The 19,925-nt window shown below is 36.5% G+C and carries 18 protein-coding genes; 13 read left to right on the top strand and 5 right to left on the bottom strand.

Features of this window, described 5'->3' with window-relative positions:
* Positions 1-7 precede the first annotated feature (7 nt).
* The 4 genes from MKZ17_RS02800 to MKZ17_RS02785 all read left to right on the top strand — a co-directional run bounded on the left by MKZ17_RS02800 (position 8) and on the right by MKZ17_RS02785 (position 3,616).
* Positions 8-796 (top strand): polysaccharide deacetylase family protein, encoded by a 789-nt coding sequence (locus MKZ17_RS02800; RefSeq protein ID WP_340722295.1) that lies wholly within the window; start codon positions 8-10, stop codon positions 794-796.
* Between the two features lie 148 nt (positions 797-944).
* The gene (rlmD, locus tag MKZ17_RS02795; RefSeq protein ID WP_445326934.1) at positions 945-2,303 is read left to right on the top strand and encodes a 23S rRNA (uracil(1939)-C(5))-methyltransferase RlmD; all 1,359 of its coding nucleotides are present in this window, start codon (positions 945-947) and stop codon (positions 2,301-2,303) included.
* A 172-nt stretch (positions 2,304-2,475) separates the two neighbouring features.
* Positions 2,476-3,201, top strand: coding sequence for a ZIP family metal transporter (locus MKZ17_RS02790; protein WP_340722293.1), 726 nt, complete (start codon positions 2,476-2,478; stop codon positions 3,199-3,201).
* 127 nt (positions 3,202-3,328) lie between these two features.
* Positions 3,329-3,616, top strand: a complete 288-nt coding sequence (locus MKZ17_RS02785; protein WP_340722292.1) for a hypothetical protein — start codon at positions 3,329-3,331, stop codon at positions 3,614-3,616.
* A 97-nt stretch (positions 3,617-3,713) separates the two neighbouring features.
* On the opposite strand, the gene MKZ17_RS02780 is transcribed toward MKZ17_RS02785, so the two are convergent.
* The gene (locus MKZ17_RS02780) at positions 3,714-4,907 is read right to left on the bottom strand and encodes a M14 family metallopeptidase (protein WP_340722291.1); all 1,194 of its coding nucleotides are present in this window, start codon (positions 4,905-4,907) and stop codon (positions 3,714-3,716) included.
* 200 nt (positions 4,908-5,107) lie between these two features.
* Here MKZ17_RS02780 and MKZ17_RS02775 point away from each other — a divergent pair, with 200 nt between their 5' ends.
* The 3 genes from MKZ17_RS02775 (at position 5,108) to MKZ17_RS02765 (ending at position 7,355) form a co-directional block, all read left to right on the top strand.
* Complete coding sequence (locus tag MKZ17_RS02775) at positions 5,108-5,554, top strand: AraC family transcriptional regulator (protein WP_340722290.1); 447 nt, start codon at positions 5,108-5,110, stop codon at positions 5,552-5,554.
* Positions 5,555-5,703: 149 nt separating this feature from the next.
* On the top strand, positions 5,704-6,243 hold the full coding sequence (locus MKZ17_RS02770) for a sigma-70 family RNA polymerase sigma factor (RefSeq protein WP_340722289.1): 540 nt from the start codon (positions 5,704-5,706) through the stop codon (positions 6,241-6,243).
* A 5-nt stretch (positions 6,244-6,248) separates the two neighbouring features.
* Positions 6,249-7,355, top strand: coding sequence for a DUF4179 domain-containing protein (locus MKZ17_RS02765; protein ID WP_340722288.1), 1,107 nt, complete (start codon positions 6,249-6,251; stop codon positions 7,353-7,355).
* Positions 7,356-7,422: 67 nt separating this feature from the next.
* Here MKZ17_RS02765 and MKZ17_RS02760 read toward each other — a convergent pair whose 3' ends face one another.
* Complete coding sequence (locus MKZ17_RS02760) at positions 7,423-7,581, bottom strand: hypothetical protein (protein ID WP_340722287.1); 159 nt, start codon at positions 7,579-7,581, stop codon at positions 7,423-7,425.
* 298 nt (positions 7,582-7,879) lie between these two features.
* Here MKZ17_RS02760 and MKZ17_RS02755 point away from each other — a divergent pair, with 298 nt between their 5' ends.
* From MKZ17_RS02755 to MKZ17_RS02745, 3 genes are all read left to right on the top strand, one after another.
* Positions 7,880-9,271: a hypothetical protein gene (locus MKZ17_RS02755; RefSeq protein ID WP_340722286.1), complete on the top strand. Its 1,392-nt coding sequence runs from the start codon at positions 7,880-7,882 to the stop codon at positions 9,269-9,271.
* 164 nt (positions 9,272-9,435) lie between these two features.
* Complete coding sequence (locus tag MKZ17_RS02750; protein ID WP_340722285.1) at positions 9,436-10,488, top strand: 2,3-butanediol dehydrogenase; 1,053 nt, start codon at positions 9,436-9,438, stop codon at positions 10,486-10,488.
* An 82-nt stretch (positions 10,489-10,570) separates the two neighbouring features.
* Positions 10,571-10,807 (top strand): carboxypeptidase, encoded by a 237-nt coding sequence (locus MKZ17_RS02745; RefSeq protein WP_340722284.1) that lies wholly within the window; start codon positions 10,571-10,573, stop codon positions 10,805-10,807.
* Between the two features lie 52 nt (positions 10,808-10,859).
* Here MKZ17_RS02745 and MKZ17_RS02740 read toward each other — a convergent pair whose 3' ends face one another.
* Positions 10,860-12,020 (bottom strand): MFS transporter, encoded by a 1,161-nt coding sequence (locus MKZ17_RS02740; protein WP_340722283.1) that lies wholly within the window; start codon positions 12,018-12,020, stop codon positions 10,860-10,862.
* Between the two features lie 523 nt (positions 12,021-12,543).
* On the opposite strand from MKZ17_RS02740, the gene MKZ17_RS02735 reads away from it, so the two are divergent.
* Positions 12,544-12,732 carry an SE1561 family protein gene (locus MKZ17_RS02735; protein ID WP_445326893.1) on the top strand — a complete coding sequence of 63 codons (189 nt, stop codon included), beginning with the start codon at positions 12,544-12,546 and terminating at the stop codon, positions 12,730-12,732.
* A gap of 257 nt (positions 12,733-12,989) precedes the next feature.
* Complete coding sequence (locus tag MKZ17_RS02730; RefSeq protein ID WP_340722282.1) at positions 12,990-14,531, top strand: fumarate hydratase; 1,542 nt, start codon at positions 12,990-12,992, stop codon at positions 14,529-14,531.
* 479 nt (positions 14,532-15,010) lie between these two features.
* Here the strand turns inward: MKZ17_RS02730 and MKZ17_RS02725 are convergent, their stop codons facing one another.
* Positions 15,011-16,393, bottom strand: coding sequence for an L-cystine transporter (locus MKZ17_RS02725; RefSeq protein ID WP_340722281.1), 1,383 nt, complete (start codon positions 16,391-16,393; stop codon positions 15,011-15,013).
* Between the two features lie 208 nt (positions 16,394-16,601).
* On the opposite strand from MKZ17_RS02725, the gene MKZ17_RS02720 reads away from it, so the two are divergent.
* A complete protein-coding gene (locus MKZ17_RS02720) occupies positions 16,602-18,506 on the top strand; it encodes a heavy metal translocating P-type ATPase (RefSeq protein ID WP_340722280.1) in 1,905 nt (634 codons plus the stop codon).
* 63 nt (positions 18,507-18,569) lie between these two features.
* Here MKZ17_RS02720 and MKZ17_RS02715 read toward each other — a convergent pair whose 3' ends face one another.
* Positions 18,570-19,916: a GntP family permease gene (locus MKZ17_RS02715; RefSeq protein WP_340722279.1), complete on the bottom strand. Its 1,347-nt coding sequence runs from the start codon at positions 19,914-19,916 to the stop codon at positions 18,570-18,572.
* Positions 19,917-19,925 lie beyond the last annotated feature (9 nt).

The raw sequence follows: 19,925 nt of genomic DNA, 5'->3' as shown, positions 1-19,925 counted from the left end.
TTTTTTTATGTACAAACAGCATGTATTTGGAATTTTCATTATTATAATGGCAACTTTTGTTTCGTTTATGACTGTTGCCCGTGCAGAAGAATTTCATTGGGGCTTTAAACCAAGTCGTGGTGGAGAACCTGTCGAAATTGGAGAACCTTTAGAAAGCTTACTGGACAAGTACGGTGCCATTTATAAAGGAAATGCAGATCAAAAAATCGTCTATTTAACCTTCGACAATGGATATGAAAATGGCTTTACCGAGAGTATTTTAAATACATTACGGGAGGAAAAAGCGCCAGCAACTTTTTTCTTAACAGGGCATTATTTAACTAGTGCAACGGATTTAGTTAAGACGATGATTAAAGATGGGCATATTATTGGCAATCACTCGTACGGTCACCCTAATATGGCCAAACTATCCGAACAGGAAATGGTTAAAGAATGGCAGCAGTTCGATTCGAAGCTTAAAGAACTAACCGGTGTAGAACGTACTTACTACGCTCGGCCCCCAGAAGGAACCTTCAATGAACAAGTTTTAAAGGTCGGAAACGACAATGGCTATCGCCACCTTTTTTGGTCAATAGCTTTCAAAGATTGGTTAAAGGATGAGCGAAGAGGTTATGAGTATGCATACAATGCTCTAATGAATCAACTACATCCAGGAGCAATAATCTTAATGCATACTGTCGCTCAGGATAATGCAGAGGCATTACCTAAATTTATTCAAGAAGCTAAAAAACAAGGCTATACTTTCGGCTCAATTGATGATTTAGTTTTAGAATATGAAGGCGTACCCTTTCGTTAATTACTAACTCCAAAATCCGTATTCTTTCATTTCCTTCTATTGTCCGTTATAATTAAGGGATGAAGAAAAATTGTTCAACTCGCACTAGCTATTATTAGTGCGAGTTGATGTATTTAAAGGACGTGTAAATTTGAGCGAAGTAGTAAAAATGGAAGTTGGGCAAAAGTTCCCACTAACGATAAAACGGCTTGGAATTAACGGTGAGGGTGTTGGCTTTTATAAACGCAATGTCGTATTCGTAAAAGGCGCCATTCCTGGAGAAGAAGTAACAGTAAAATTAACTAAGGTTGACCGTAAATTTGCCGAAGCAGAAATTTTAAATATAAGAAAAGAAAGCGAATACCGCCAAGTAGCACCTTGCCCAGTATATGATGAATGTGGTGGCTGCCAATTACAGCACATGAGTTATGAAGCACAGCTTCTGCATAAGCGAGATATTGTAGTACAAGCATTAGAAAAATATGCAAAAGATATTGCCGCAACAACTGAGATTCGCCCGATGCTCGGTATGGATAACCCTTGGCATTATCGCAACAAATCACAGTTCCAAGTACGTAAAGATGGCAAGCGTGTTTATGCCGGCCTATTTGCAGAGGGTACCAACAAGCTATTAAATATTAATGAATGTTTAGTGCAGCATCCTGTAACATCGAAAATTACAGTTGCTACACGAAAAGCATTACAAAAATTAAATATCACTATTTATGATGGCAAAAACTTAAATGGTTTAGTACGTACAATTGTTGTACGTACGGGAATGCGTTCAGGTGAAACGCAAGTGTGCCTTGTCACAACACGCCATGAGTTACCTCATAAAGAAGAATTGATCGAACGTATAAAAAAAATCGACCCGTCTATCGTATCGATTACACAAAATATTAATCGCGAAAAAACATCCCTAATTTTCGGTGAAGAAACTATCATATTAGATGGTAAAGAAGCGATTCATGAACAATTAGGTGAGTTTGCTTTTGATTTATCAACTCGTGCATTCTTCCAATTAAACCCGGAGCAAACCGTTCATTTATATGATGAAATTAAAAAGGCTGCCGCGCTTACTGGCAAGGAAAATGTTGTCGATGCTTATTGTGGAGTTGGAACAATTGGTATGTGGCTAGCAGAAGGAGCTCGTGAAGTGCGCGGGATGGACAATGTAGATGAGGCAATTGCCGATGCAAAATATAATGCTCGTACAAATGAAGGCTTACAGCATGTTCGCTTCTTCCCTGGTTCGGCTGATAAATGGCTATTCCGTTGGGCAAAGGAAGGCTATCGACCTGACGTTATTTCTGTAGATCCACCACGTACTGGTTTAGAGCCTGGCTTCATTAAGACGGTTCTTAAAATCAAGCCAAAGCGCCTAGTTTATACTTCTTGTAACCCGTCCACTTTAGCACGCGATTTACAAGAGCTATCAAAAGCATACAAGGTTACGTATATTCAACCTGTTGATATGTTCCCACAAACATCCCATGTTGAGTGTGTCGCACAACTTCTATTAAAATAAGGTAAATAATAGTTAGAAAGAAGGCAACATTCCATTTGATTGTTGTCTTCTCTTTCGTTTGAAACGGATTGGTTTTCGCAATTACCGCTCCATTCCCCTCTTCTAGTTTATAACGGTGCATGTTACTAGAATTTTCACATAACATGTATTAACACTATTCTGGAGGACTCAAATGCAGTATTTACCTATTATCCTTTCTTCTCTTTGTACAGGCTTAGGAGCAATACCTGTTTTGTTAATTAAAAATGTTTCTCATAAAAGAAAGGATACATTGCTTGCTTATACAGCAGGCATTATGGTTGCAGCTTCAGCATATGGTTTAATTCCATCTGCTCTAAAGCTATCTAATATGACTGTGTTAGTTATTGGGATACTGTTTGGTACATTTGTCCTTACGATATTAGAAAGTCTCATTCCACATGTTGATTTAGATCACTCACGTAAACCAGCGACTAATTCTAATGTAATCATTTTGTTTTTGTTAGCCATGTCTTTACATAACTTACCTGAAGGCTTGTCTGTCGGAATTAGTAATGCGAGCAATGAACAGGAGTTAGGAGCGCTTGTTTCCTTTGCTATCGGACTTCAAAATGTACCTGATGGATTTTTGGTAGCCTTATTTTTAGTAACACAAAATGTAAGTCGTGGTAAAGCCATTTTCTGGGCTACCTTTACTGGAATTATAGAATTGTGTGCTGGACTAATCGGAATGTTATTTGGAGAATCGTTTAATTATATTATCCCTTATGGACTTGCTTTTGCTGCTGGTTCAATGCTCTTTGTTGTTTATAAAGAATTAATTCCAGAGAGTCATGGAGATGGCAATGAAAGAGTAGCGACTTTAGCCTTCATTTTTGGCTTTCTTACAATGGTTATTCTAACGGATTGGTTTCGATAATATATCTAAAACAACAAAACTTCCTTCTTGTAGCGGCTCGAATGCTCAATGAAATGCATAGATTTTTTTACATCTAACAATACTAACATTGAATATCAAGTCTGCTACGAAAGAAGGGAAATGAATATTGGCTAAAAAGAGGTCAGGTACACCAAGTTGGAAACAGAATCATCCTAGCACATTATTATCCAATTCTGTTGGAAGGTCAGAGCGAGCTGTAAAACAAGTTATGTCTCATCCAGAAGAAATCGCAGTCGAGCATGCATTTAATTCTATTGAGCATACCGAAAATGCACTTCTCAATGCAGAAGAGCGTCAGGAGCACTTAGATATTGTGGAGCAAAATAAAACAAAACTATCTGAACTAAAAGATCAATTAGAAGAAGTACAAGATACTTTAAGAGATCCAAACTAAATCGTAATAACCCCGTAAAGTGAAAGTTAGGTGAAAAACCTAATTTTGTACAATGATCGGGGTTATTTTTTATTGATGTGAAAAACTGCCAGGTCAATTAACTCCAATATAGTGCAACTAAAAAAATTCCGAGCGCTTCTTCGTATATTTCATCAAATTGAGAAATTGGCAAGGGGTTGGTTCCGAGCCCTAGCTCTACAGTAAAACCAGGTCTTCGCCAATCTTGAATAAACCAATCCTTATATCCTGCATAACTATCTATTGTTTGAATAGGCTCATATCCGCTCACCCGTGCAAACTCGTTTACTAACGGCTCTGATTCTGGTGGTTCTAATCCTTGAAACCCCCAATAAATGACTTCACCTTGTGTATGGAATGCTAATACTCGAGCAAAGTCCCCTTCTCTTGTGAGGTCGGCCATTGCTATAGATTCCGGTTGCGATAATGGACTTTCTCCCCCATAATCACGTGGCCCTGGAGATTTTGGATTGCGTTCTCTTTCTATTTCCCACCCTGCTGGAAACTGGTCATTTAAGTCTACGCCATTAATATTTGCTTTCCAACCTGAAAAATCGTTGCTGCCATTATTCCACTCAATTAAATTTGCACGCACCGTTTCATCTGCTGGAGGACCATTTAGTACTAAATCTACCCCATCTGGATTAACCATGGGGACGACGCTTAAATACGTTTGCAGATATAATGGCAATGTATAAATTCCTCTTATCGAGCCATTATTCGTAAGCGATAATAAATAATCATTTAAAAATGTCATCACAACTGGTGTTGTAATCCACTCATTCGCATGAAATGAAGCATTAAAATGTACATGCTTTTGTCCGTTACCAATAAAAAGTCCTGGAATTTCATTACCCAATACAGAATTTCCGATCGACTCCTTCAACATAAACGGATAAATCATTCCCAAGTTGTTAATGTCCCTAATCATTGTGCTATAATCGTAATCTTGTTTTCCGTTAACTATTCTCCAAGTTACACGGATAGGTAGCAAGATTACTTGCCCAATTTGTAGCCTGTTTGGATTTAAAGTTGGATTCAGTAGAAAAATTGCATCTGGGATCATATTATTTCTTTGTGCAATCGCCCAAATAGAATCTCCAGATTGAATTGTATATTGGCTTGTTACGTACCCAGGAATTTTGATTATTTGATTAAGCGTAAGTGCTTGTGCGTTTATATTTGGATTGGAATCAATAATTAATTGAAGAGGAAGATTAAAAACTTGGCTGTAATACCAAATAGAATCCCCTACTCTAACGAAAACGTCCATATAGTTCCTCCCTTAATATTTCATCAATATAAAAGTATATGAAGCGAATAATTTCTTAAAACATCAAGTGCTTTGGAAAACAATCGTTTTTTTCCTCATCCATAAAAAACTCACTTTTCACTTCCAAGCAGGAAATTACATTCTTTTACTGAATAATTAAAATAAAAATATTTGGAACTCTAAAAAAAGGAGTAACTAACATGTCGTTTATGAAGGTAAATAAGAAATTTAAGGTGGTTGGATTAAAAGGAAATGGAGAGTATGTTAACTTTGAACATGAAGTCCCCCTGCTTGCGAAACAACTATTAAGCCGCTCAAAAGAAATTCATAATAAAACAGAGACGGAAATTGCAATCTTTGAACCTAAAAAGGATGAGCATCATAGCAGAGGTCATTATTATGTAGGATTAATTGTTACTGGAAAATTAATGAATGCACCAACAGGCATGGATTATTTAGAGGTAAACAATAGCTATATAACTATTAGGGGAAATATATCTAATTTGGAAGAACTACATTTGGATTTATTAAGTTGGGGAAATGAACAAGGCTATCAAAGAGACCTAGATTCTTATATTATCGAAACGTATCATCCTATTAGCGATGGTGTTGAAGAAGTACAAATATACTTGCCAATAGTTGAATAGTGAAGAAAACGAATTCCTTCTTGCGGGAATTCGTTTTTTGCTTAAAAAATACGAGTCATCTTAAATGTTTTTTAAATAGTTGATAGGTTTTTTACATAGAAAGCGTATTAATAGACAGGTACCGAATCGTAAATGAAGGAGGGATTGAATTGAAAATATCTGATGAAAATGTTGTACAACAAATAAAACTCAGAAACGAAAAAACCATTAGCTATCTTGTAAAAACTTATGGTGGGCTACTAAATGGAATTATTCGTAGGTATTTGAATGGGAAAGAACAGGATATAGAGGAATGCTTTGCAGATGTGTTAGTTTCGATTTGGTTCCATATTGATTCCTTTGATTCATCAAAAAATGAGTTTAAGCAATGGATTGCAGCAATTGCCAAGTATCGCGCCATTGACTATATAAGAAAATCTGAAAAAACAAAGCAGCACGTTAGTAGTAACTTTATTTTTGATGAGCGTAGTTTGAATTCACAAAATGAAAATATAAATGAATTAGATTTATCTAGTTTACTGAGTAAATTGAACGATACTGAACGTGCAATATTTGAAAAGTATTATGTACAAGGTGTACCAACTGAAGAGATTGCAACTGAATTTCAAGTTAAGCAATCTTGGGTCTACAATAAGCTTTCGAGAGGAAGAAAAAAATTAAAAAGCATATTATTGAAAGGCGAGGTGTAATGATGATGTCCATCTTTAAAGAATTAAATGAAGTAAAATTAGACGTAAATGAATTGGAAGAAATACCGATGTCACAGATTCAACAAAGACGTATTTTAAAGAATGTACACCAAAAAATTCAATCACAAAAACGAATGAAACGTAAAAAGAAGAGACATTTTTTAGCGATGACTGCTACTTTTTTAGTTACTTCAATTATTACATTAAATGTTGCTTTTCCAACCTTTGCAGAAAAACTAACTTCCATTAAAAACATATTTGAAATATTCGTGAATAATGACCGCTATATATTTGAGAATTTTGAAGAGTTTTCAACTGATATTGGGGTAACAAAAGAAAGTAACGGGGTTAGTATTACTGTAACTAACGCGGTTTATGATAAAGAATATATTACAATTGCTTATACGATAAAAAGTGAAAAAGATTTAGGTTTAAGACCTGTATTACGGGGAGATTTGGTTGTTGATGAATATGGAGACCCTTATAAAAATGGTCACAGCCAAAGCTTTATAGTTGAAAAAATAAATAACAATGAATATGCCGTCTTATCTATAAATGAAGTATTAGGTTCTAAACCAGATTCAATTCAATTTACATGGCAAGGAAAAGATATTATCGATTTAAGCAGTGTTAATCACGTATCTGGCGAGTGGTCTTTTGCATTTTCTTTAAATGCACTCGAAAGCAAGGTAACTAAATTGGATTCCAATAATGTAAAAACAACCGATACTGGTGTAGAAATAAATGGTGTAAAAATGACTGAATCACCAATTTCCACAACTATTTACCTTTCAGAAAAAGTTGATGAACGTCTCATATCAAAAGAAGAAAAAGAATTGAGAGTTGCCCTTATTGAATATTTAGTGTCCGATAATCTTGGAAACAAACATAAGTTTATTCATTATAGAGATATTGGACATAGTACGGATTTCCATGTAAATACGAGAAGCAATCCTAGAATTACGATAAGTGAGATTGATGAGGAAGCTGAATACCTCGAAATCACTCCGATTATTAACGTTTATAAAACAACGAATCCTAGTGGAGGTGCTCTTGAACCTATAATGAAGCCTTATAGCATTGAACCTATTCAAATTCCCTTAATAAAATAGGACATACTATCCTTAGTCATATATAAGAAAATGCGATTCTTTAATAAAGGAATCGCATTTTTATTACCTATTGTTCTTGTATAAACACCACTTGATCATATCCACATTCATGACAAACCATCAAATGAGGACAAATTTGATCTTTTGCTGTATTCGGATAACCATCGCCCATTTTGACAGTTTCCTCATCGTTATAATGGCCATAAACATCTAAATAGTCGGACACCTTTCCCCCATCCTTTAATCGAACTCTACATTTTGGGCATTCTCTTTCTATTTCTTCTAAAGCATTACATATTGGACAAATAGCCATGAGCACGCTCCTACTTTTTAATTTACTATCCATCTTGTACAATAAATTTTTCTAATATGCCCCTTTGTTCTAATAGCACACACATTTTTCTAATACAATAATGACCAAACTAGGCCAATTACTCGAATTCATGAAAAATATTTATTGTAATAGGCGTTCACCATCTATCTTTTCTCTCCATATCGTATACAAAAAGGAAAAGAGGTAGAGTATGGGAATCGAATTAACCGCGCTCCATTGGATATATGTTGCATTTATCGTACTCATTATTATCTTTATGGTAAGGCGTCTCGATACAACAATAATTAGTATTTTGGGGATTTTCGTCCTTTCTTTTGTTGCAACAGGAAACCTTACTGCTTCGATTAGTGGCGTCTTTAATAGCTTTATTTATGCTATTACCGAACTTTTATCTACCATTTTAATCATTTCCATTATCGTTGCGATGAGCCGTGTACTAACTAAAACGGGTATTAATGAAGTAATGATTGCACCTTTTACTAAAATTATTAAAAATCCTTCACTCGGTTTTTGGACCATTGGGCTATTAATGATGGTCATTTCTTGGTTTTTCTGGCCATCACCAGCTGTTGCACTACTAGGAGCAGTTTTATTACCAGTTGCAATACGCGCTGGACTACCCGCGCTTGGGGTGGCGATGGCAATGAACTTATTTGGTCATGGAATTGCTTTATCAAGTGATTTTGTTATTCAAGGGGCACCGAAACTGACAGCAGATGCTGCAGGAATTCCGGTAAGTGATGTAGTAACAGCTAGCATACCGCTTGTCATTACAATGGGCGTTGTAACAACAATTGTCGCCTTTTTCTTCTTAAAACGAGATATGAAGCAAGGTAAATTAGCGTTGGTCGGAACGTATGATAATGGCATTGATCAAGAAGAGACAGAAAATTTATTGTCAACGGGACAGAAAAAAATCTTTGCCCTGTTAATTCCAGTTGCCTTCTTATTAGACGTCGTGGCAATGACACTCTTCGACCTTCAAGGTGGAGACGCAACAGCTTTAATAGGTGGAACATCGGTATTTATTTTACTTCTGCTTTGCATTGTTGCCTATAAAAAGAAGGGCCTTGAACAATCAACTAACTATTTTATTAAAGGCTTCCAGTTTGGTTTTAAAGTGTTCGGACCCGTAATACCAATTGCAGCATTTTTCTATTTAGGCGATTCAGGCTTCCTCACAATTATAGGTAACCACCTACCTGATACTTCTCACGGAATCGTCAATGACCTTGGCGTTGCACTCGCTGCCTTAGTACCATTAACTACAGAAATTGCCGTTTTGACACTAACAGGTGTTGGCGCTATTACAGGGCTCGATGGCTCTGGTTTTTCAGGTATTTCATTAGTCGGCTCAATCGGTAATTTATTTGGTTCAGCTATTGGAGAAGGCACAGCAACATTAACTGCACTTGGTCAAATTGCTGCCATCTGGGTTGGTGGAGGTACACTTATTCCATGGGCACTCATTCCAGCAGCTGCTATTTGTAATGTTAGTCCATTCGAACTTGCTCGTAGAAATCTTGTCCCCGTTGTTATTGGATTAATTGTTACGACAATTGTCGCGATGATTATTATATAAATATGTTGGAAGCGTATACTGTTAAAAAATGCAATATTTATTGAAATAGTTCATAAAATCGTTAATGTTTATTTTACATTATCTTCAATAAATAATTCATTTAAATAAGATAGAATAAAAGTAACTACTACACTGTAGTTACTAACTTATTTGGAGTGATACAAATGAAAGCAGCTCGTTGGTATAAGGCAAAAGACATTCGTGTAGAACAAATTAAAGAACCACAAGTAACAGCTGGTCGCGTAAAAATCGAGGTCGCATGGACAGGGATTTGTGGTAGTGACCTTCATGAATATATTGCTGGACCAATATTTGTTCCAGTCCATGCACCACACCCAGTAAGTAAAGATGTTGCTCCTATCGTAATGGGACACGAGTTTTCAGGTACAGTTGTAGAAATTGGTGAAGGTGTTACATCCGTGCACATTGGAGATAAAGTTGTTGTCGAACCAATTCTTGCATGTGGTGAATGTAGAGCATGCAAAAAAGGAAAATATAATATTTGTAAGCATTTAGGCTTCCATGGACTATCGGGAGGTGGTGGTGGCTTCTCAGAATTTACAGTAGTTGATGAGCGCTGGGTACATAAAATGCCAGAAGGTCTAACATTAGAGCAAGGTGCTCTAGTAGAGCCAGCAGCAGTAGCCTTGCACTCTGTACGCTTAAGTAAATTAAAGGCTGGTGACAAAGCTGTTGTATTCGGGGTTGGTCCGATTGGTTTATTAGTTATCGAAGCGTTAAAAGTAGCGGGTGCCTCTGAAATTTATGCTGTAGAGCTATCTAAAGAGCGTGGGGCAAAAGCGTTAGAACTCGGGGCCACTGCAGTAATCAATCCCGCTGAAGAAGATGTTGTCGCTCGTATCCAACAGTTAACAAATGGAGGCGCAGATGTAGCCTTTGAAGTAACAGGTGTGCCTATTGTATTAAAACAAGCAATTGATTCAACTTCGTTTGAAGGCGAAACAATCATTGTTTCTATCTGGGAAAATGAAGCATCGATTCAGCCTAACAACATTGTCTTATCAGAGCGTAGCGTAAAAGGTATTATCGCATATCGTGATATTTTCCCAGCTGTTATGCACTTAATGACACAAGGCTACTTCCCTGCTGACAAACTTGTAACTAAACGTATCACACTTGATGAAGTTGTTACAGAGGGCTTCGAAACATTAGTAAACGATAAGGATCAAATTAAAATTTTGGTCTCTTCAAAATAAAAAATTTAAGTGACGAATCGTCCTATTCGGTTCGTCACTTTTTCCATTTTCGTGTAATATAGAACTGTAGGAGGTATTAATCATGAAAAATTTTCTATTAATCGCTGTAACATTCATACTTTCTTACTTAGGAATCCAATGGCTTTCTGGGCTGATTTTTACAAGTAGTTCAAGCGATGTGACTACTTCCGCAAGCTCTTTACAAGCCGCAGTTACCTTTGGTGGCGTAAACTACTTAAATGTATTTATTTACATAATTTTAGCGATGATTCTTACAGCTATCATTTTCTTCACGGTAAAAAGCAGACGTTCCATTTAAGAGAACATCTGCTTTTTGCTATTCCGAATTTACTTAAGTGGTCTTTCTTACTTTATACTGTCACTTTTGCTCTTTTTCCAAACAGCACTACAATTCCCCCAACAGCCAGTAACATGCTTGATACTAAAATCAAAAAACCATCCTGCGGGAACTTTTGTAAATAAAGCCCCCCTAAAAATGGACCACTCAAACTTCCTAAACTAAAGAAAATCCCACATAATAAATTGCCTGTTGGTAGCAATTCTTTTGGAGTTAAATCAGTCATATATGTAATCCCTAACGAAAACATTGAACCAACACTCATCCCTGCAATTAAGAAAATCAATGCGACAAGGATTTGTGAAGACTCTACCAAATTTCCAATGAAAAATAAAATACTGCCTCCAACTAAACCTGCAATTATAACTTTCCTGCGCCCGATTTTATCTCCTAATGCGCCGAGAGGAAATTGCATTGTTATCGCTCCAATCGAAAAGGCTGCTAAAATAATTGAAACAAATTCTAAATCAAACTCTTTTCGTAGAGCATACACCGGGAAAAGTGCATTTAATGACGATTCTAAAAAGCCATAAACAAATGGAGGTAAAAATGCAACCCATCCATATTTTATTGCAAGATTATAACGTGTAAATCCTGTTTCGTTTGCATCACCGACTAGCGCTTCCGGTTTTTCATTTTTCACAAAGAAAACAAGTGACCATGCTACTAGACATAATACAGAAGATACGATAAACGGTAAGCTTTCAGAAATTTTTACAAGTGGAACAAATAACGGACCAGCCGCGAAACCTAAGCCGAATGACATTCCATAAATCGACATACTTCTCCCTAATTTATGAGTTGGCGTTGTTGAAGTAATCCACGTTTGCGTAGAAAAATGTAAGGCATGATCACCAATTCCAATTAACATACGTAATACAAACCAAAACATAACACTCTTCCAAAATGGGAATAAAAATAACGAAAGGAATACGATAGCCCCACCAACAACAATAATTGGTTTGTAACCATATTTACGAAGGGGCTGCTCAATAAATGGCGAAATCAGTAAAGTTCCTATATAAAGACCTGTAGCGTTTAAGCCATTCAACGTAGAAGATACACCGTCCCCTTCAAAAATGACCGAAATTAGTGGTAATAACATTCCTTGTGAAAAACCTGAAATAGATACGATAATAACTAATATAAGGAATCTGCGTTGATTGTAACTCATAAATAATCTCCTTTTTAATTTCCGTACCATATCGTATCATAGCCCACTTTATCTTTGGTGAATTTTTTGCAAATACAAAAACCCTAGCTAACTTTATTTATAAAAGTTAACTAGGGTATCAAATTTCGCTTAATTCCATTTCGATTTGAATAAACTACTATCTCGGCAAATTCGCCGAAAACGTTTAAACTTCCTCCTTTCTTTCGTTTGCCAATCCATTGTTTTTCCGACCATCCCCCTTACTTGTTATTGAGTATTACTTTACCATACGGCTTCAATAATGTAAATATTAAAAATATACAGAATTTTAAAATAATTAATAGGCGCTAATTATTCTTTAAAATTGGAAAAGCGACAAAATACTTACCTATTTGACAACATTCCGCATGACGATTGCCCAATAATTGAAGTTACACTCATCCAACAAGTTCGCCATTAACTTTTTCCTGAAATCATAGTATAATGAAGGCATGTAAACCACAAAGGAGGGACATCCATTTTTTAGCCCGAAAAATGGCATATTATGAATCTAATTACAGACAAAGAACAACAAGTAATGTATTTAAAAGAACGTTTAGAAATCTTCCTTGAGGTATTAGACGCAATCGATCCAGAAACGACAGAATTAGAAGATATCGATAACTTAATTAAAATGATGGACGATTTAGAGCAAAAATTGGAACAATTCCAATCACGTGAAGAAATTGAATAAATTACAAAAGCAATGTTTTATTGAACATTGCTTTTTTCATTCTTTTTACAGCTTTTTCTATAAAAAGTCTTTATTTTATGTATTTCGATTCGGATTGATGTAAGCGCTCTTTTTTTTCTAAATTAAAAGAGTTATAATGTAAGATGGATTTTAGAAAGACACAACGCTTACTTAGTTGAGTAGTTGAAGTTCTTACTTATGTCGATTACACCTTATCGACGAAAAAAACACAGTATTTTTCTGGGGGGAAAAATAGAATGGCATACTTAGAAACTTTAGAAAAAAGTCTTTATTCTTTAGTAACTGAAACTTCTACGAACTTACCAAAAGACGTTCGTCGCGCAATTAAAGCTGCTAAAGAAGCAGAAAATGCTGGTACACGTGCAGCAATGTCACTAGACACTATTACTACAAATATCGTAATGGCTGAAGACAACGTATCTCCAATTTGTCAAGATACTGGTCTACCTACATTCAAAGTATATACTCCAGTTGGCGTTAACCAAATTGAAATTAAAAAAGCAATCCAATCAGCTATTGCAGCTGCAACTGGTGACGCAAAATTACGACCAAACTCTGTTGATTCATTAACTGGTAAAAACTCTGGTACAAACATCGGCGCTGGTCTTCCAGTTGTAAAGTTTGAACAGTGGGAAAACGACTATATCACAGTTAAGTTAATTCTTAAAGGTGGCGGCTGTGAAAATAAGAACATCCAATATTCTTTACCAACAGAATTAGAAGGTTTAGGCCGTGCTGGTCGTGACTTAGACGGTATCCGTAAATGTATTTTACATTCTGTATGGCAAGCACAAGGTCAAGGCTGTTCAGCTGGTTTCATCGGTGTCGGTATCGGTGGTGACCGCTCTGCTGGTTATGATCTTGCAAAAGAACAATTATTCCGTCATGTTGATGATGTGAATCCAATTGAAGACTTAGCAAAATTAGAACAATACATCGTTGAAAAATCAAATACATTCGGTGTAGGTACAATGGGCTTCGGTGGTGAAGCAACATTACTAGGCTGTAAAATTGGGGTAATGGACCGTTTACCAGCGTCATTCTTCGTATCTGTAGCGTACAACTGCTGGGCATACCGTCGTATGGCAATTGATATTAATCCAGAAACTGGTGAGATTATCAACTGGCATTATCAAGAAGGTGAAAAAATCACGTTCAAAGATGAAGAAAAAACAGCTTCTAACGATGACAACAAAGTAGTAGAGCTTGTTGCTCCAATTACAGAAGAAAAAATTCGTTCATTAAAAGTTGGGGACGTAGTAAAAATCTCTGGTCGTATGTACACTGGTCGTGACGCAATCCACCATCATTTAATCGGTGAAGGTGTAGAAGCTCCAGTAGATTTAGATGGACAAATCATCTATCACTGTGGTCCAGTAATGGCAAAAGACGAAGCTGGCAACTGGGTAGTAAAAGCTGCTGGTCCAACAACTTCAATTCGTGAGGAGCCATACCAAGGTGATATCATGAAAAAATTCGGTATTCGCGCGGTCATGGGTAAAGGCGGCATGGGTCCAAAAACATTAAAAGCATTAAACGAACACGGTGGTGTTTACTTAAACGCAATCGGTGGTGCTGCTCAGTACTACGCAGACTGTATCAAGTCAGTTGACGGCGTAGACTTAATGGAATTCGGTATTCCTGAAGCAATGTGGCACTTATCTGTTAAAGACTTCACAGCAGTTGTAACAATGGACTCTCATGGGAACTCATTACACGCTGATGTTGAGAAATCTTCTTTAGAAAAATTAGCATTGCACGCAGAGCGCGTATTCTAATATTTCTCATAACATAAAACGAGTAAAGCGACTCTCTCATATTTTTTGAGAAGAGTCGCTTTTTATAATCTATCATGTGCCCACTCCGCCCTTTTCAGCTGTATAGCTGTAGCACATTGAAATAATTTCCATTTTATTACTCAAATGATATAATTCATTATAAACTTTTTTAGTTACACTTTTTATAGGGGGATATTAATGTTACTTTTTTATTTAAAAATTTTTACCGGTGCAATATTCATTTTCTTTTCCCTACTCTTTAGCATTAAGTATCAGTATAAGCGTAGCTTTACCGTTGCAAGTATTTATACACTATACACCATTTTCATGGCACCTTATGCAACACTATATTACTTTTATATATTTATAGGCATAATGCTATGGCTCCTTGGTCTAGCGTCTTACTTTCAGCGTAGTAAATATGAATATAATCAATAAAATAAGCTGTTGGAACTAAAACTATTCCAACAGCTTATTTTTTATTGTACTAACGGAGCCTTATCCGCAGGTTCATTGTAAATCTCTGTATCTAGCTCATTTGTTGCGCGACTTGCAACAACACCTGAAACCATAGATCCACTTACATTCAATGCTGTGCGTCCCATATCGATTAATGGCTCAACCGATATTAATATACCTGCAAGGGCAATTGGTAAATCCAATGCAGATAATACGATGATGGCTGCGAACGTTGCACCACCACCAACACCAGCTACCCCAAATGAACTAATGGCAACAATTAAAATTAACGTAGCAATAAATCCTGGTGATAGTGGGTTAATCCCTACTGTTGGAGCAATCATAACAGCTAGCATCGCTGGATAAACTCCGGCACATCCGTTTTGACCAATTGATAAACCAAATGATCCAGCAAAGTTAGCGATACCATCTGGTACACCTAAACGCTTTGTTTGTGTTTGAATATTTAATGGTAAAGTACCCGCACTAGAGCGTGATGTGAAAGCGAATAATAGTGCCTCTGCTGTTTTTTTCACATATGTGACAGGGCTTAAACCAGTTAAAGCAACAATCACTAAATGTAATAAGAACATCGAGATTAATGCAACATATGAAGCTAATACGAATTTACCTAAATCCATAATTGCACCAAAATCACTTGTTGCCACTGTACGTGCCATAATTGCAAGTACCCCATATGGCGTTAAACGTAAAACGATACGCACAACTCCCATAATAAGACCGTAAAGTGCGTCTACACCTTTTTTCACATTCGTTGCAGTTTCTTCCTCTTTACGACGAAGCGTTAAATAACTAAAACCTAAAAATGCGGCAAATATTACAACACCAATTGTTGATGTTGCACGGGAACCTGTAAGGTCAGCAAATGGATTTGCCGGGAACATCGATAAAATTTGATCTGGTAAAGTGGTTACTTCTGCTGATCGTTCAACCATTGATTCTCCTCGGGCTACTTCTGCATCCCCTTGCATAATTTGTGATGCATCTAAATCAAATGCTACAGTAGCAGCAATCCCCAATCCTGCCGCAACCGCCGTAGTACCGATTAAGACTGATAAAATAATAGCAGCAGATTTACCAAATTTTTTACCAATTGTTACTTTCGTAAAGGCAGCCAATATCGAAATAAATACTAAAGGCATTGCAATCATTTGCAATAACTTCACATAACCCGTTCCGATAATGTTATACCACGGCACTGTTTCCGTAATTGTCTCTGAGCCTACCCCATATGAAAATTGTAGCCCTATCCCAAGTAAAATTCCTAAACCTAAAGCGATGAAAACACGATTAGAAAATTTTACTTGCTTTGTATTTAAAAAGTATAAAAAAGCAATTAAGCCCAGTAATACTAAAACATTGAATAAAACAAGCCAACTCATTCAAATTCCTCCTAAGTAAATTGTACATTAATATTACCTCATAATTCCTATTAGTCAAGTAGGCATTATAGACTTTATTATTATTTCCTTAATATTTACAAATCGAAACATTTAGATTATAATCATTATAAATAAAAAATAATTATAATCTAATTGAAACTAATTATCAGTTGATTCGACAATGATATTCATTATCAAGGAGGTACTTATGACAAATTCTAATCGAGAAAATTTATCATTAAATGAGAAAATAAGTGAACACAAAGAATTAATTGCAGCGCTTGTGGCGGGCTTTATTATCCTATTAGCTTGGCGAATCGAATCTTCAGGTCAAATAACTGCCGCTACTATAGCTTACTTAACAGCTTTTGTTATTGGTGGTTATGCTAAAGCAAAAGAAGGTATCCTTGACACAATTGAAAACAAATCATTAAACGTAGAAATTTTAATGATTTTAGCTGCAATAGGTTCTGCTATTATAGGATATTGGACTGAAGGTGCTATTCTTATCTTTATATTTGCACTCAGTGGAGCACTTGAAACATATGCAATGAATAAAAGCCATCGTGAAATTTCTTCTTTAATGGAGTTACAGCCTGAGGAAGCTTGGTTAGTACGTGGTGGATTTGAACCAATCAAGGTTGCCGTTAGTGAACTAAAAGTTAATGATCATATTTTAGTTAAGCCTGGTGAACTTATTCCAGCAGATGGAACGATTTTTAACGGGGTTTCAACAGTTGATGAGGCCGCTATTACCGGGGAATCAATGCCGATTACTAAAAATAGTGGAGATGAAGTGTTTGCCGGTACGGTAAATTTAAATGGCGTATTAACAATAAACGTCACAAAGCCTAACTCTGAAACACTTTTCCAAAAAATTATTACACTCGTACAATCAGCTCAAAGTGAAAAGTCACCATCTCAACAATTTATTGAGCGTTTTGAAGGAGTTTATGTGAAGGTAGTTTTAATTGTTGTTGCTCTTATGATGTTCCTTCCTCACTATTTACTAGGTTGGGACTGGACTACTACTTTTTATCGTGCAATGGTACTTCTAGTTGTTGCATCCCCATGTGCACTTGTTGCAGCAATTATGCCAGCTACTCTTTCAGCTATTTCAAATGGTGCGAAAAACGGGATTTTAGTTAAAGGTGGCGTTCATTTAGAACATTTAAGTGTGCTACGAGTACTTGCAGTTGATAAAACTGGGACATTGACACAAGGTACACCTGTTGTTACAGATTTCATCGTTCGAGAAGACTTAAAAAAAGAAGAAACATTAGCACTTATTGCTGCGATTGAAGGTCAATCGAATCACCCACTTGCACAAGCAATTTCAAAGTATGCAAAAGAGCAAAATGCAATAAAACCTTTAGTCGTTACAATTGAAGATGTTCCCGGATATGGCATGAAGGCTGAAATGGCTGGTAATCATTATTCAATTGGGAAGCCAGATTTTGTAGGAAAGGACGAGGCACTTTCGTTTGCTAATGGTGCACTTCAACAACTAGCTACTGAAGGAAAAACGGTCGTCTTTTTAAAAGATGAAAAAGGCATCGCTGCACTTGTTGCAATGAAGGATGTCGTTCGAGAAGAAGCAAAAAAAGCAGTAGCACTTTTAAAAGAGCTTGGTATTGATGTAATGATGCTTACAGGTGATAATGAAACTACTGCAAGAGCTATTGCTAAAGAAGCTGGTGTAACAAACTATGTAGCAGAATGTTTGCCTGAAACGAAAGTAACGCACATTAAAAACTATAAAGCAACGTATGAACATGTCGGAATGGTTGGCGATGGTATTAATGATGCGCCTGCGTTAGCAACTGCTTCTGTCGGTATTGCAATGGGTGGTGGTACAGATGTTGCCCTCGAAACAGCCGATGTCGTTTTAATAAAAAATGATCTTTCTAAAATTGCTTATGCAGTGAAGCTTTCACGTAAAATGCAAAGAATCGTTAAACAAAATGTTATTTTCTCTTTATCTGTTATTGCACTACTTATTATTTCAAACTTCTTCCAAGCGATTAGTTTACCACTTGGCGTAATCGGCCATGAGGGAAGCACTATTTTAGTAATAGTAAACGGCTTACGTATGTTAAGTAAAAATGTATAAAGTAACACCCCGAAATATTTAAATTTTCGGGGTGTTTTTTGAAATTTATAAAATATAAAAATATTAAACTAAAATGAACCATAAAATCATTGTTACTAGAATTGTTGTTACACCCATTAGTAATGTCGCCATTGTTTGTGCTTTATACGCATCGGTTACCTTCATACCACTGTATTGAGTAATGACCCAGAAGAAGCTATCATTGACATGACTTACTGTCATTGCACCTGCACCAATAGCCATTACAACTAATGCTAACGGTACCGCCCCTTCAATACCTAGTGTTGGTAACATTGGAGCAATTAATGATGACGTTATTACTAATGCTGCTGTTGATGAGCCTTGTGCTGTTTTAAGCGCGGCACCAATTAAGAACGGTATTAATAAGAAGAAAGCTCCCGTTGCTAATGCCCCTAAATCCATTTGCTGTAATTGATCACCAACGCCGGTATTTTTAATTACTGTACCAAATGCCCCACCAGCACCCGTAATTAATAAAATCGGTGCTGCTTCTTTTAATGCTTCCCCAATCCAATTAGATAATGTTTCTTCTGTCATTTCAGGTAATAGGAAAAACGCTGAGAATACCCCAAGTAATAGCGCCACAGTTGGTGAACCTAAAAAGCGGAAAAACACATTTAATGCTGCTTCTGGATCACCTACTAAAGCTGCTACCGACCCTAACCCAATTAATATGATAGGTAAAACGATTGGTAAAAACGCTTTAAAAGTTGAAGGCATTTTACCAAAGGACTTAATAATCTCATCATAATCTAATGTTGGTTCATCATCTGCAGGTACACGAATTTTAGATGCTACTTTTGTAGCCCATATATACCCAACAATAGTCGCTGGAATCGCAACAATTAAACCAATTAAAATAATCGTACCTAAGTAATCTGCCGCACCAATATTCCCCGCAGCTGCAATTGGGCCTGGCGTTGGAGGCACTAGTACATGAGTGGCATAAAGCCCCGTAGCTAATGCTACTGCCATCGATGCAATTGTTACTTTCGCTCGTTTTGCAAGCGCTTTCTTTAAACTTGTCAATATAATATAGCCTGAGTCACAAAATACAGGAATTGAAACAATATAACCGATTATTGACATAGCAAGCTGTGGACGCTTTGGACCGATAAAACGTAATACAACCTCCGCCATACGATAGGCAGCACCTGACTTCTCTAATATAACTCCTATAATCGTCCCCGCAACAATGACAATTCCGATACTCGTCATTAATCCGCCAAAGCCGGTATTAATACTTTCTACTACTGTTAATAATGGCATTCCTGCCGCAATTCCTACAAAGAACGAACTAATGAGTAATGCTAAAAAAGGATGAAGCTTTAACTTCGCAGTCGCAAAAACGATAAATAATACCCCTAACAAAATAATGAAAAATAACATTTCCCCCAA

Origin of the sequence: Solibacillus sp. FSL R7-0682, assembly GCF_038005985.1 — a bacterium.
Lineage (GTDB): Bacteria > Bacillota > Bacilli > Bacillales_A > Planococcaceae > Solibacillus.
The sequence above is the reverse complement of the archived record's forward strand: the minus strand, read 5'-3'. Positions and strand labels throughout refer to the sequence as shown.